The organism is Oceanobacter sp. 3_MG-2023 (assembly GCF_030688925.1).
Taxonomy (GTDB): Bacteria; Pseudomonadota; Gammaproteobacteria; order Pseudomonadales; family Oceanobacteraceae; genus Oceanobacter.
This window is the reverse complement of the sequence record NZ_JAUYVX010000003.1, coordinates 178,468-192,218: the sequence shown is the minus strand read 5'-3', so window position 1 is coordinate 192,218 and position 13,751 is coordinate 178,468. Positions and strand designations below refer to the sequence as shown.

Here is a 13,751-nt window from a genome sequence, read left to right as displayed (position 1 = left end):
TCCTGATTGCAAACCGTGAGGTGATGGCTTGCCAGCATTGCTGCTGAACTCAGCGGTCAACGCAGGCCACGATGGCTCAAGCTGTGCGGATATCATCATTTCGTTAGTCCCACCATTCTACTCAAGTAATCACGGTATTACCAGAATCAATACTAATTTGGTATGCTTTGGTGATAAACCGGTTTATGCCACTGTTGCGGTGGCTCCTGAAGCAGCGATCTAGCGCTGGCTAATGGACGATCAAGTGAGTAATTACTCTCCATGAAAATCAGCAAAATGACCGACTATGGTGTGCTGGTACTGAACCATTTGGCGCAAAGCGGCGGGGCTCAGCAGTCCACTGATGAAATTATCAGCAGTATTGGTGTGTCGTTGCCAACCGCTCGTAAAGTATTAAAAACCCTGGCTGATGCCGGACTGGTACAGGCGCGGCGCGGGTCTCGTGGTGGATATCGGCTGGCCCGTCGTCCGGAGCAAATTCCTTTGCTGACGATTGTGGAAGCCTTTGAAGGCAAGGTCAGCCTGACCGAATGCAGCACGGTTGAGTCGGGTTGTGATATTACCGATAGCTGCTCATTGGCCGAAAACTGGGGCGGAATCAACCAGGTGCTGACGCTGGTACTGTCGGGTATCAGCTTGCACGACATTCGCCATCCGCAAGCGCTGCAGCGTATTACCGCCTGTTTAACCTTGTCTACCGATCAGATTCCGCTGACCAATCTGGATTAGGTCATACCGTGGCTGCCGGTGTTCTGTCATGCAAATGTCACCGAAGCGTCATTTGAGCTGATATCGACAAGAATCTGTCATGTTTCGTATCTAGACTGGTTTGATGAATATTACGGACCGATCTGATATGCGCCTGGTTTCCCTGTGTCTTTTCTTACTGTTATCGATGGCGACGATTGAAGCGGCAGAGCTTGAATCCCATGTGCTGGAGTTACAAGGCGTTGCGGTTTATCAGCGGCTGGATAACGATGTGTATCTGGCTTCTGTCTACAGCGCCAGTGGCAGCAGCGATAGCTGGTTACACGCCAGTCAGCCACTACGGCTGGAAATGCATATCCTGGCTGAAGAACTCTCTCCCCGGCGTTTTTATCGGCTCTGGAATGAAGGGCTGGCAATTAATCTCAGCGAAGAGGAAATGAACCAGCGAGTTACGGAAGTCACCCGTTTTATGCATTTGCTGAAGGATGACTTGCTGGCAGGGGATCATCTGGTGATTTCCAACGAAAGCAATCAAACGCTGGTGTCTGTTAACGGGGTTGAGCTGTTGCAGTTGGATGATCCTGGGTTTGTACGGGCGTTAGTGGCTGCCTGGGTAGGGCAGTACCCTCGCTCACAAAAATTCAAGGATGATCTGGTGCATATGTCTGCCGATCAGCGCCAGTTGCAAGAGGCCCGGTTGCTGTCTATACAACCTGCACCGGGGCGTCAGCAAGTGATCAAGGGGTGGCTGGCCGCAAGCAAACCACCGGCCCAACCGGTCCGCCGTCCATCACGTGAGCGATTGGATGCGGCAGCCGCGGTTGTAGCACCTGTATCGGCTCCAGCACCGGCTTCGGCATCAACGGCAGCTGCTACAGAGCACGTGGTTGCCAGTACCGTCAGTAATCAGGCGGCTCCAGAGACGGCGATAGTGCTGGATAAAACGGCGGATACAGCCGTCGAATTACCCGACAGTACTGACGCCATGGCAGAGGATGGCGTGAGTCCTTTGGAGGCAGAATCAACAGCAGACGCAGCGGTGGATGTGTCAAGCACTGAACAATCAGAACAGCAGCAACAACTGGAAATACAGGCCGTCGCGGCACAAGCGGCGGCTGAACTGGCCGCGCAGCAGGCACAGCGTATGCGTCAGGAAGCCTTGCAGATTGAACAGCAACAAGCTGAAACCCGCTACTATCAGGAGCTGCTGACGAGCGCAAACGGGAAGGTGCTGTACCCCAAGCAGGCGGTGCGGCGCGGGCTGGAAGGCACCACTCAAGTAACCTTGAAATTGCAACGGGACGGACAGCTGGTATCGGCCGTTGTCAGTGATAGTTCCGGCCATGAAGTGCTGGATTCGGCTGCGGTGCGAGCGGCAGAACGGGCCGCGCCTTATCAGGCGTTGCCGGATGTGTTATCTGGCTCAGATTTTGAGTTCGATATTCCTTTTCGTTTTGTGATGAATGCCCGTTAACCAGGCTGCCAGTCCCCGGTGCGTCGTGCTAACGTTGGACAATCTGAAGGGATGCGGAAAGACGCGAAGGGCAAGATAAACGCCTGCGTTGTGTTAGTGTGATAAATATCATTAACACGTCGTGCAAGGGGGTTTTTCTGGTAATACCAGATCCAAGTCATTTCAATCCAGGCAGGGTTGTAGTAATGAAACGTATATCAGTGCTTGTCATGTTTCTGATACTGGCCACTCCCGCTTTTGCGGCAGGTGAGCGGACGTACGGTAATTTTGAGGTATTGGGCAAGTCCTGGTTTTTAGTGGCTTTGAACAATACCGCAGAGTCTGGCAAACAAGGTACTGTGACCGAAGGTACACGCCTGGAATTAAAAGTGGTTGAAGACGAAATTTCACCACGCCGCTTTCGACAGCTCTGGATGGAAGCCTTGGCATCCGCTGGCACCACACACAAGATGGCTGATTATCAGCAAGATCTTGATCGTTTCTTTTCTTCCGTCAAGGGCGCCTTGTTAAAAGACGACCGAATCTCTCTTGAATTACAGAGCGGTGATACCGTACTGGTGATCAATCACTATGACCATGCCCACCTGTCTGCAGAGTTTATGTCCTTGCTGGTTGATTCCCTGACTGCACGTATTGCACCGATCCCACAATTACGACAGGGCTTGCTCGGTTTGATTGAACCAGAGCAAATGATTGCACTGGAAAATGAATTTCATGCCGAAGAAATCCCCCTCCAACGTATCAGCCAGACATCCCGCTGGTTGCGTTTCCCCAGTAAAACCCGCGTTTCCCAGCTCTGATATACTCCGTCCTTCACCCGTGGTGATTGACGCGTAGCATTCAGAGGTAGCAGTGACTCCAACATATACAGACAGATTTGGCGGTATCGGCCGTCTTTATGGCGTTTCCGGACTTGAGCGTTTGTCCTGTGCCCGCGTTTGCGTGGTGGGTATTGGTGGTGTCGGTACCTGGGTTGCTGAAGCCTTGGCCCGCTCTGGTATTGGCGCCCTGACACTGGTGGATCTGGACGATATCTGTATCACCAATACCAACCGTCAGATTCATGCTCTGACCGATAACGTCGGACAGATGAAAGTGGCTGCCATGCGCGAGCGAGTGCTGCAAATCAACCCTGAGTGTGATGTGCAGGTGGTAGAGGATTTTGTCACCGGTAACAACATGGCGGCGATACTGGCACCGGATGACCAGTACGATTATTTTGATTATGTGGTGGATTGTATTGATAGCGTCAAGAGCAAGGCGGCGTTATTGGCTTTCTGCAAGCGTCGTAAAATCCGCGTGGTAACAACCGGTGCAGCGGGTGGCCAGATTGATCCAACACAGATCCAGATTGCCGACCTCAATAAAACCACCAATGATCCTTTGGCGCGTAAGGTCCGTTCCCTGCTGCGACGTGAGTATGGGTTCTCTCGTAACCCCAGCCGTAACTATTCCATTCCTTGTGTTTTTTCTACCGAACAGCTGGTGTATCCACAGCCGGATGGCTCGGTCTGTCAGATGAAATCTGCTGACAGCGATAGTACCCGGCTGGACTGCGCTTCCGGTTTTGGCTCGGCGACCATGGTGACGGGAACCTTTGGCTTTGTCGCGGCTTCCCGTGTGGTCAAGCGCATTGCTACGGATGCGGGCAAAAAAGGCTGATGTTCGCGATCACCTTGCAGGAATAAACAAGGAGTTGTTGTGGGATTGAGCTGCGAGGAGTGAGCTGCGGAGAATATGGCTGCTACTGCAGCCATACCAAAAAACGCCATGCTGAACAGGGTTTGGAATCCATTCCACCTCTGCCCCGGTTGTTCTGATCCCAATGGTCAATGGTACTGACCGATTGGGGGTGGCGGCTTCTGGACTCCGGTTCTTATTGCACAATCGTCACAGGATATACCGCTGATTTTTGAGCCGTCGGATTCAGTTTGGCCATTTCCGGTGCCAGCTTGCCCAGATCGCTGGCGCGGCTGCTGGATGACGGGTGAGTAGACATGAATTCCGGTACGGAACTGCCGCTGGCTTGCTGCATTTTTTCCCAGAGTGTTACTGCCGAGGTTGGAGAGTAACCGGCACGGGTGGCCAGCTCGATACCAATACGGTCGGCTTCTGTTTCGGCTGTGCGGCTATTGGGCAATTGCAAGGCATATTGAGCTGCCAGAGCACCGCCAGACAACACCATGGCGTTATTGTCTGTTACCGCAGCAGTGGCCATTAATCCGGCGTTAATGACCATGGCGCGGGACATTTGTTCGGCGGTGTGGTTGGCCAGCGCGTGGGAAATTTCGTGCCCCATAATCTGGGCAATTTCATCATCCGTCAGATTGAGCTGATCAATAATACCGGTGTAAATGGCCATGCGACCACCGGCCATACACCAGGCATTCAGTGTGTCCGGGTCATTGATGATGGCAACGCTCCATTCCCAGCTGCTGGTATCCGGGTACTTGGCGACCGCTTCGGTGATCAGGCGGCCAGTAATGGTGCGGATACGGCTGATTTGTTGTGGGTCAGTGACCAGTTGGTCGCTGGCTTCCAGTTCGCTGACGGTACTCAGGTATGCCGTTTTGGATTCCGTAATGGCTGTTTCTGGTGAGATCACCATCAATTGCGAGCGGCCTGTCGGGCTGGTTGAGCAACCGGCCAGCAGCAGGGCTGCAGTAATGCCAGTCAACAGCAAGGATTGGCAGGTGGAGGTGTTGGCAGTGTGCATGAGATCGTTTTCCGTTTTGAATATCCTGATGCGGTCAGTTTACGGTCAATTGCCTTTAGTCTGAAGAGAATAGATGTACTGACAGCGCGTTTAATTCAGAGTGTCTCTGTCATCCGGCTGTTATAATTGCCGCAATATTATTGTGAGGCGTATACGTGTTTACTGATTATTCTCTGAATCCCCGCTTGGCGCTTGGCCTGGAAAAATTGTCATTGGCAACTCCAACGGAGGTACAACGGGCAGTCTTGCCGTTAGCATTGGCTGGCAAGGATATTCAGGTATGCGCTGAAACGGGCAGTGGTAAAACGCTGGCCTATCTGTTGCCGGTGATGCAGGGGTTACTGGAGCGGGATGCGCCCAATTCGGCCACTCGGGCACTGATTATGTGTCCGACCCGAGAGCTGGCCAATCAGGTGACCAAGGTCTGTCAGCACTTTTGTGATCTGACGACGCTGAGTGTTGGCCAGTTATGCGGCGGTGAAGAATTCCAGTATCAGGCCGCTTTGCTGCGTAAAAACCCGGAGTTGATTGTTGCAACGCCCGGGCGACTGGTTGATCACCTGAAACGCGGTACCTGTGAGTTGGACGATCTGGAATATCTGATTCTGGATGAAGCTGACCGTATGCTGGATATGGGTTTTGCCGAAGATATGGATATTATCCGGCGCGCCTGTAAGAACGAGCGTCAAACCCTGCTGTTGTCGGCAACTTTACGTCATGAAGGGGTTGGCCGCATTGCTGCTAACTTGCTGAAAGAACCGGAAGAAATCACCACCCATACGATTCAGGAACAACATGGCCTGATTACCCAGCAACGGATTCTGGCGGACGATAACGCCCATAAAGACCGATTGATTGCCTGGCTGCTGGCCAATGAAACATATGAGAAAGCCCTGGTGTTTGTGAACAAGCGCACCGAGGTGGAACGGCTGTCAGAATTTGTTCGTCGTCATCGTAATGGTGTGGCCATGCTGCACGGTGAAATGACCCAGGATGAACGTAAATATGTCATGCAGATGTTGCGGGAAGGCAAACGTAATATTCTGGTGGCGACAGATGTTGCGGCGCGTGGTCTGGACGTTGAGGGTATGGACCTGGTGATCAACTACGATCTGGCCCGCAAGGGTGATGAATACGTACACCGTATCGGTCGTACCGGTCGGGCAGGTAAATCCGGCCTGGCGATCAGCCTGATTTCGCCCTATGAATGGAATCTCAAGGCGGCGATTGAAAGTTATATTCAGGTCGTGATGGAACCGCGCAAGATCGAAGGTCTGGTGGCGGTTTATAAAGGCCCGAAAAAACTCAAGGCATCCGGTAAGGCGGCGACGGCGGGCAAGCGCAAGCCGAAGAGCAAAGGCAAGGATGGAATCAAGGGGCGTGATGGCAAACCTGGCAGAACCGGGCCACGTCCATCGCGGCCTGCGGCTGCCGGAGCAAAGCGTCCGACGGGAGGACGCCCGGCGACGCGCAAGAGTAACGTTACGGACGGCGAAGGTTTTGCTCCTTTGCACCGTAAAAAACCAACCGAATAGATCGGTTATTATCGTAACTGATGCCTGATGGCCTGTTTTTCGAGCCGGCGGTCAGGCAGGGTTGTTGACCTAATCGGCCGTCCTGGTCGTCGGCAATGGCTTGTTCAATTTCTTCCGGATTGTTCATTACAAAAGACCCGTAGTGAATAATTGGCTCACGTAATGGACGTCCGCTTAACAAGTGCAGATCGATATCCGTATTGGCGGTTACTGTGATGTAGTCTTCGTCTGGATCCGTGTGGGTTGTTGCTGGCAGTCCCAGCAACTGGCTATGCCTCATCCTCATCCCCATAAGCCATGGCATGGGGGCCGCTGCTGACAGGCATTCAAGTGGACATCATATTCTTCTGCTGCATGGGAGAAGAGTACACTGACGGTATTAGGGCTGCTGAGAATAAGGTGCGGCTTGTCGATCGAATCAATCGAAAGAAATAACGCCGCAGTGACTCATTAAACCGCGGTTTGTACCTGCACCTGGTCATCCAGCCCTTTGACAATCGCGCGCTGCAGTTGCTGGCATAGGGCGGGATCGGAAAACGGTTCACCGCTTTGATCCAGAATGTAGAAAATATCCGATACCCGTTCCCCTTCCGTCAGAATCTTGGCTCCCTGCATCTGGGCGCCAAATTCCGAGAGAATGGCTCCAACGCGGGCAAGTAACCCTGGCCGGTCAGCCGCGACCACTTCCAGTATTGTGCGCTGCATATGCGGGTCGTTACTCATGGTCACCTGGGTTTCTACCGGAAACTGCTTCAGCAGTCGTGGGGTACGACGCTGGATAATGGTGGAGTATTCTTCCGGGTTGGCGAGGGCGGTGATCAGTGCCTGGCGAATATCGTCAAGGCGTTGTGGGTCGTCGATCAGCCGGTTGTTTTCATCCAGTACAATATAGGTGTCGACCGCCTTGTCGTCTGACTCTGAAGTCATGATACGGGCGTCCTGGATGTTGAGATTAAGCTGATCCAGGGTTGCGGTCGTGACGGCAAACAGGTCGATATGATCTTTCATGTAAATAAAGATCTGGGTGGCACCTTCGCGATCCTGGTCCGAGGTCTGGTGGATGGATACCAGCGGCGCGCTGCTATTGCCATGACCGGCTATGGAGAGGGTATGCCAAATGATGTTGTCGACGCTTTCGCGAAGAAAATAATCATCCCCGGGTTCTCCCCAGATCGATAACGTCGTTTCCCGGCTCAAACCCAGTGCTTCCAGTTGCAACAGCGATTCTTGCTGGATTTCGCGAATATATTCTTCTTTGTTGAGCGGGTTGGCCAGGCCGCGGCGCAGGGCTTGCTGGGTATTGAAATACAAGGCCCGCATCTGTTCTGCTCGCCAGCTGGTCCAGAGTTTCGGATTGGTGCTGATCATATCGGCGACGGTGATAAGGTACAGCATGTCGAGGTGGTATTGATCGCCGATTTCACGGGCAAACTGATGAATATCATCGGGGTTGTTCAGGTCCAGCCGTTGTGCCGCATGGGACATGGTGAGGTGGTTGGCGACCAGCCAGCAGACCATGTGGGTATCGGTTGGGCGCAGGTTGTGCTGGCTGCAAAACTGCAGGGCAATCACTTCGCCGTTGCTGGAATGATCACCTTCCTGAGCCTTGCCGGTGTCGTGTAACAGTGCGGCCAGGTACAGCACTTCGCGGCGCTGGATACGATGAATCAGCTTGGAAGCCAGTGGGTACTGGTTACGCAGGCTGGAAAAACGCAGCTGGCGTAACATCCGAATCATCCGAAAGCTGTGATCGTCGACAGTATGGATATGCAGCAGGTCGTGTTCCATCATGCCGATGATATGGCCAAACTCAGGGATATAACGTCCCAGAATGCCGTAGCGCATCATGCGGGACAGCTCGCGTACTACGTGGTTCTTGTGGCAGATCAGTTCGATAAAGCAGGCATTGTTGTCGGGATGGGTGCGGAATTCATAGTCGATCAGATGTCGATGATCCCGTAATGCCCGAATGGTATCGGAGTGAACGCCTTTCAGATCGGGGGTGTTGGCACACAAGACGAAGACTTTCAGGAGCCAGGCTGGTTCACGCGCAAACAGTTGTGGGTCGGTGAGCTGTAAATAGCCGTTAAACAAAACAAAATGTTCATTGACCGGGACGGGTTTGACCCCTTCGTGGCTTTTCATGAAATCTTCGTTGAAGTGCAGCAACAGCAGGTCGCATAACTCGGTGGTGGAGAGCTGGTTGCGATAAAAGCGGGTCATGAAGCGTTCGACACCGAGGTGCTCGTTGTCGTCTTCAAAACCAAGCAGGCTGGCTATTTGCCGCTGCAGGTTAAACAGCAGGCGATCCTCTTCGCGACCAGCCAGCATATGCAGGGCGTAACGTACCTGCCAGAGGAATTTCATGCTGCCTGCCAGGCGTGTGAATTCAAACTTGGTCAGAAATCCCCGGCTCTCCAGTGACTGGAGGCTGCCATCACCAAAATGGCGGGTGGTCACCCAGCTGACGGTCTGGATGTCTCTCAGGGCACCCGGTGAGTTTTTGACATTGGGTTCGAGGTTGTATTCGGAGTCGTTGTGCTTGTCGTGGCGTGCTTCCAGTTCTTGCCATTTTTCTTTGAAAAACGTTGCCGCTGGCCACATATCCGGGCTGTCGACAATGGCTTTCAGATCGGCGAACAGAGAGGGAGCACCAGAGATGATCCGGCTCTCCAGCATATTGGTAATAATCGTGAGATCATTGGCGGCTTCGTTACGACAATCTTCTAGTGTTCTGACGCTGTGGCCGACTTCCAGCTTCAGGTCCCAAAGCAGGGTAATAAACCCTTGTAACTGTTCCGAGCTGGTGGTGATGGCGGCTTCATCGCGACAGAGCAACAGCAGGTCGATATCCGAGTAGGGGTGCAGTTCACCACGGCCATAACCACCGACGGCTACCAGAGCCAGGTCGTCATTCTGCAGGCCTGTGTGTTGCCACAAGCAATCGAGCAGGGCATCCATTTGTGCTGAACGAAACCGTACCGGGGTTTCGGCATCCAGAGTGGCGCGGAAATAGTCATCCGCGTGTTGCTGAGTCTGTTTCAGGATGTTGCGAATAACCGGAATCGGGCTGGGGCTGTCTGCCAGTTGGGCCAGCAGGGCGGGATGGTCTGCGAGCTTCAGCTCAGGTAACTCCGGGCTCATGCGTCAGCCCGGTATTTTTCACCTGTACGTGCCGTCAATACTTCCACTCCGGTAGCGGTGACCAATAATGTGTGCTCCCACTGGGCGGAAGGTTTGCGGTCCTTGGTGACGACTGTCCAGCCATCTTTTAGCTGTTTGTTGAAACGAGTGCCAAGGTTGATCATGGGCTCAATGGTAAAGGTCATGCCTTCCTCCAGTGCCATGCCGGTGCCGGGTTTGCCGTAGTGTAAGACCTGTGGGTCTTCGTGGAAGGTTTGGCCAATGCCGTGGCCGCAGTATTCTCGGACAACCGAATAATGATTGGCCTCGGCGTGTTTCTGGATTGCGGCGCCAATATCTCCCAGTTGGACGCCAGGGCGTACCATATCAATACCAAGATAGAGGCATTCCTGGGTGATTTCGACCAGACGCTTGAGGGCCGGTGTTGGCTCACCCACAAAAAACATCTGGCTGGTATCGCCGTGATAGCCGTCTTTGATAACGGTGATATCGAGATTGATGATATCGCCTTTTTTCAGGATTTTGTCATCGGAAGGAATGCCATGACAAATCACCTGGTTGATAGACGTACAGATCGACTTGGGAAAACCATGGTAGTTCAGCGGCGCAGGAATGGCTTGTTGTTCATTGACAATATAGTCATGACAGAGGGTGTCCAGTTTGCCGGTCGAGACGCCGGGGACAACGTGAGGCGCAATCATTTCCAGAACGTCAGCTGCCAGGCGTCCGGCAACACGCATTTTTTCTATTTCTTCAGTCGTTTTAATGGTAACAGTCATGTAGAGGCACAGAATTCCGCTTGTAGATGCTGCCATTGTATCGGTTGTGGCGGCAGTGTTGAACAATCATTAAATGTAATTGTTCGTGACGGAGGATGCCATGGCTCTGGCTTCACAGGTCGCAAAGTGGTATAAAGCGCGCGCTGTAAGCACCGTTGAACAAAGCAAGCAATTGACTTTGGATCAACAACTAAATCACACACGTGCCGCAACGATGTGTCGGGGTGCTGCAAACTTCGGTTATGCAGTCGACTCATTGGGTACGTGGAGGCTTAACCCAACGATATATATAAGGTATTTGAAATGGCACAAGTAAATATGCGTGACCTGCTGAAAGCAGGTGTTCACTTTGGTCACCAGACTCGTTACTGGAATCCAAAAATGGGTCGTTACATTTTTGGTGCACGTAACAAGATTCATATCATCAACCTGGAGCACACGGTTCCGGCGATGAATGCGGCTCTGGCCAAAATCGAAGGCATTGCTGCCCGTAACAACAAGATTCTGTTTGTTGGTACCAAGCGCGCTGCAGGTAAAATCATCAAGGAACAGGCCGAACGTGCCAGCATGCCATTTGTGGCACATCGCTGGTTGGGTGGCATGTTGACCAACTACAAAACCATTCGTCAGTCGATCCGTCGTTTGCGTGACCTCGAAACGCAACAAGCCGATGGTACCTTTGAGCAGCTGACCAAAAAAGAAGCTCTGATGCGTAGCCGTGAAATGGACAAGCTGGAACGTTCCATTGGTGGTATCAAGGAAATGGGCGGCCTGCCTGATATGGTATTTGTGATCGACGTGGATCACGAGCGTATTGCGATTCAAGAAGCCAATAAACTGGGTATCCCGGTTGTTGGTATTGTTGATACCAACTCTAACCCGGACGGTATCGACTTCGTAATCCCTGGCAATGACGATGCTATTCGTGCCATCCAGATTTACGCTTCTGCTGTTGCAGACGCAGTACTGGAAGGCAAGCAGCAAAATAGCCCGGCTGCCAATGAGTTTGTTGAAGTGGCGGCTGAAGAAGCGCCTGCAGCAGAAACACCTGCTGAATAACTGACAGCTCTGGTCGGTAAAAAAGGGGGCGTGCCCCCTTTTTTTTAAGCAAAAAAATTGAAGACAAGTTAACAAAAGAGGATTGGGATTATGGCGAACGTATCGGCCGCTCTGGTTAAAGAACTGCGTGAACGTACTGGTTTGGGCATGATGGAGTGCAAAAAAGCGCTGACTGCCAATGACGGTGATATTGATAAAGCAATTGAAGACCTGCGTAAAAACTCTGGTCTGAAAGCGGCCAAGAAAGCTGACCGTACCGCTGCCGAAGGCAAATTGCGTATTCAGGTTCAAGACGGTGTTGCGTTTGTTGTAGAAGTGAACTCTGAAACTGACTTCGCTGCTGGCGATGCCAATTTTAATGCATTTGCTGATCTGGTTCTTGCCAAGCTGGCAGACACTCGTGAAACCGATGTGGCCAAACTGATGGAAGGCGATCTGGAAGAAGCGCGTATGGCGCTGGTTCAGAAAATCGGTGAAAACATCACTGTTCGTCGCCCGGTCGTGATTGAATCCGGTGTTGTCGGTGCCTACCTGCACTCCAATGGTAAAGTGGGCTGTGTTGTTGCCTTGACCGGTGGTAGCGAAGAAGTCGCCAAAGATATCGCCATGCACGTTACCGCTTCCAACCCACGCGTTATCCGTGGTGACGATATGCCGGCAGACGTATTGGCAAAAGAAGAAGAAATTATCAAGGCTCAGCCAGATATGGCTGGCAAGCCAGACGCAATCGTCGAAAAAATGATGGTTGGTCGTATCAAGAAATTCCTGAAAGAAAACAGCTTGCTGGATCAGCCATTCGTCAAGAACCCTGATCAGACTGTTGGTCAGCTGGCTAAAGAAGCTGGCGCTGAAGTCACCTCTTTCATCCGTATGGAAGTTGGTGAAGGTATCGAAGTCGAAAAAGTAGACTTTGCTGCAGAGGTTGCTGCACAGCTGAAAGGCTGATACAAAACCGGGGCAACACATCAGGGATTGTCCCAACCTGAATATGCCGGGGTCGCCCGGCATATTTGTGTCCAATACACGCTAATGGAGTCGGTCATGGCTAAGCAGCAGAGTCCTAAATACAAACGTATCTTGTTAAAGCTGAGCGGCGAGGCCCTGATGGGTGAGCTGGATTTCGGCATTGATCCCAAAGTGCTTGATCGTATGGCGCTGGAAATAGGGCAGCTGAAAGGTATTGGTGTTCAGGTTGGTCTGGTTATTGGTGGTGGCAACCTGTTCCGTGGCAAGAAGCTGAGTGAATCCGGTCTGGATCGTGTTGCCGGTGATCATATGGGCATGCTGGCGACGGTGATGAATGCACTGGCCATGCGCGATGCACTGGAACGCGCCAATATTACAACACGTGTTATGTCAGCAATCCCGATGAGTGGTGTGGTTGATCATTATGATCGACGCAGTGCTATCCGGGCGCTGGATATCGGCGATGTGGTTATTTTTGCCGCCGGTACAGGCAACCCGTTTTTTACTACGGACTCCGCTGCCTGCTTGCGCGGCATTGAAATCAACGCCGACGTGGTAATGAAAGCCACCAACGTGGATGGCGTGTATACTGCTGATCCGAAGAAAGACCCGAGTGCGGTCAAGTACGATACCCTGACCTATCAGGAAGTGCTTGAGAAACAACTGGGCGTGATGGATCTGACTGCTATATGCCTGGCGCGTGATCACGCGATGCCGCTACGGGTATACGATATGAATGAAGTTGGTGTGCTTGCCCGTCTGGTCACTGGCGGTGATGATGGCACATTGATTGTAAGCGAGGAAAAGTGAACATGATCGAAGAGATTAAGAAAGACGCTGAAGAACGCATGGGTAAAAGTGTGTCTTCGTTGCTGGATGCTTTCAAGCGTGTACGGACTGGCCGTGCCAATCCATCCATTCTCGATAACATTACCGTAGACTATTACGGCACTGATACGCCCATTGCCCAGGCAGCCAACGTTATTGTTGAAGATGGCCGTACCCTGGCGATCAATCCGTGGGAAAAGAACATGGTCAGTGTTATTGAACGGGCCATTCTCAAGTCGGATCTGGGCCTGAACCCCAATACTTCAGGCGACACCATTCGCCTGGCGATGCCAATGCTGACGGAAGAAACCCGTCGGGACTTTATCAAACAGGCTCGTTCCGAAGCCGAAAAAGGCCGCGTCTCTGTTCGTAATATCCGACGTGATGCCAACGGCAGTATCAAAGAACTGCTGAAAGAAAAAATGATTTCTGAAGACGAAGAGCGCGGCGGCGAAGATCAGATCCAAAAACTGACCGACAAGTATATCGCTGAAGTTGACGCGCATCTGGCGCAGAAAGAAAAAGATCTGATGCAGGTCTGA

13 protein-coding genes are annotated in these 13,751 nt (G+C 52.3%); 9 read left to right on the top strand and 4 right to left on the bottom strand.

Annotation, left to right across the window (positions count from 1 at the left end):
- Nucleotides 1–261: 261 nt before the first annotated feature.
- The 4 genes from Q8W32_RS04240 to tcdA all read left to right on the top strand — a co-directional run bounded on the left by Q8W32_RS04240 (nt 262) and on the right by tcdA (nt 3,844).
- Nucleotides 262–729, top strand: coding sequence for an SUF system Fe-S cluster assembly regulator (locus Q8W32_RS04240; protein ID WP_303432925.1), 468 nt, complete (start codon nt 262–264; stop codon nt 727–729).
- A 127-nt stretch (nt 730–856) separates the two neighbouring features.
- Nucleotides 857–2,182, top strand: coding sequence for a TonB family protein (locus Q8W32_RS04235; RefSeq protein ID WP_305413842.1), 1,326 nt, complete (start codon nt 857–859; stop codon nt 2,180–2,182).
- A 185-nt stretch (nt 2,183–2,367) separates the two neighbouring features.
- Complete coding sequence (locus tag Q8W32_RS04230) at nt 2,368–2,982, top strand: hypothetical protein (protein ID WP_305413841.1); 615 nt, start codon at nt 2,368–2,370, stop codon at nt 2,980–2,982.
- 52 nt (nt 2,983–3,034) lie between these two features.
- The gene (gene tcdA, locus Q8W32_RS04225; RefSeq protein WP_305413839.1) at nt 3,035–3,844 is read left to right on the top strand and encodes a tRNA cyclic N6-threonylcarbamoyladenosine(37) synthase TcdA; all 810 of its coding nucleotides are present in this window, start codon (nt 3,035–3,037) and stop codon (nt 3,842–3,844) included.
- Between the two features lie 214 nt (nt 3,845–4,058).
- On the opposite strand, the gene Q8W32_RS04220 is transcribed toward tcdA, so the two are convergent.
- On the bottom strand, nt 4,059–4,898 hold the full coding sequence (locus Q8W32_RS04220; protein ID WP_303432921.1) for a M48 family metallopeptidase: 840 nt from the start codon (nt 4,896–4,898) through the stop codon (nt 4,059–4,061).
- A gap of 155 nt (nt 4,899–5,053) precedes the next feature.
- Here Q8W32_RS04220 and Q8W32_RS04215 point away from each other — a divergent pair, with 155 nt between their 5' ends.
- On the top strand, nt 5,054–6,433 hold the full coding sequence (locus tag Q8W32_RS04215; protein WP_303432920.1) for a DEAD/DEAH box helicase: 1,380 nt from the start codon (nt 5,054–5,056) through the stop codon (nt 6,431–6,433).
- Here Q8W32_RS04215 and Q8W32_RS04210 read toward each other — a convergent pair.
- The 3 genes from Q8W32_RS04210 to map all read right to left on the bottom strand — a co-directional run bounded on the left by Q8W32_RS04210 (nt 6,381) and on the right by map (nt 10,356).
- Nucleotides 6,381–6,713 carry a pirin-like C-terminal cupin domain-containing protein gene (locus tag Q8W32_RS04210; protein WP_305413900.1) on the bottom strand — a complete coding sequence of 111 codons (333 nt, stop codon included), beginning with the start codon at nt 6,711–6,713 and terminating at the stop codon, nt 6,381–6,383. The two genes, Q8W32_RS04215 and Q8W32_RS04210, sit on opposite strands and share 53 nt — an antisense overlap.
- Nucleotides 6,714–6,883: 170 nt before the next feature.
- Entirely contained in the window at nt 6,884–9,577 is a 2,694-nt protein-coding gene (gene glnD / locus Q8W32_RS04205) for a [protein-PII] uridylyltransferase (RefSeq protein WP_303433843.1), read from the bottom strand.
- The gene (map, locus tag Q8W32_RS04200) at nt 9,574–10,356 is read right to left on the bottom strand and encodes a type I methionyl aminopeptidase (protein ID WP_303433842.1); all 783 of its coding nucleotides are present in this window, start codon (nt 10,354–10,356) and stop codon (nt 9,574–9,576) included. The genes glnD and map overlap by 4 nt, the downstream gene beginning before the upstream one ends.
- Before the next feature lie 303 nt (nt 10,357–10,659).
- On the opposite strand from map, the gene rpsB reads away from it, so the two are divergent.
- The 4 genes from rpsB to frr all read left to right on the top strand — a co-directional run bounded on the left by rpsB (nt 10,660) and on the right by frr (nt 13,751).
- Nucleotides 10,660–11,415, top strand: coding sequence for a 30S ribosomal protein S2 (gene rpsB, locus Q8W32_RS04195; RefSeq protein ID WP_305413835.1), 756 nt, complete (start codon nt 10,660–10,662; stop codon nt 11,413–11,415).
- Nucleotides 11,416–11,505: 90 nt separating this feature from the next.
- Entirely contained in the window at nt 11,506–12,360 is an 855-nt protein-coding gene (gene tsf / locus Q8W32_RS04190; protein ID WP_303433838.1) for a translation elongation factor Ts, read from the top strand.
- A gap of 96 nt (nt 12,361–12,456) precedes the next feature.
- A complete protein-coding gene (gene pyrH, locus Q8W32_RS04185; RefSeq protein WP_303433836.1) occupies nt 12,457–13,191 on the top strand; it encodes a UMP kinase in 735 nt (244 codons plus the stop codon).
- A 2-nt stretch (nt 13,192–13,193) separates the two neighbouring features.
- Complete coding sequence (frr, locus tag Q8W32_RS04180; protein ID WP_303433834.1) at nt 13,194–13,751, top strand: ribosome recycling factor; 558 nt, start codon at nt 13,194–13,196, stop codon at nt 13,749–13,751.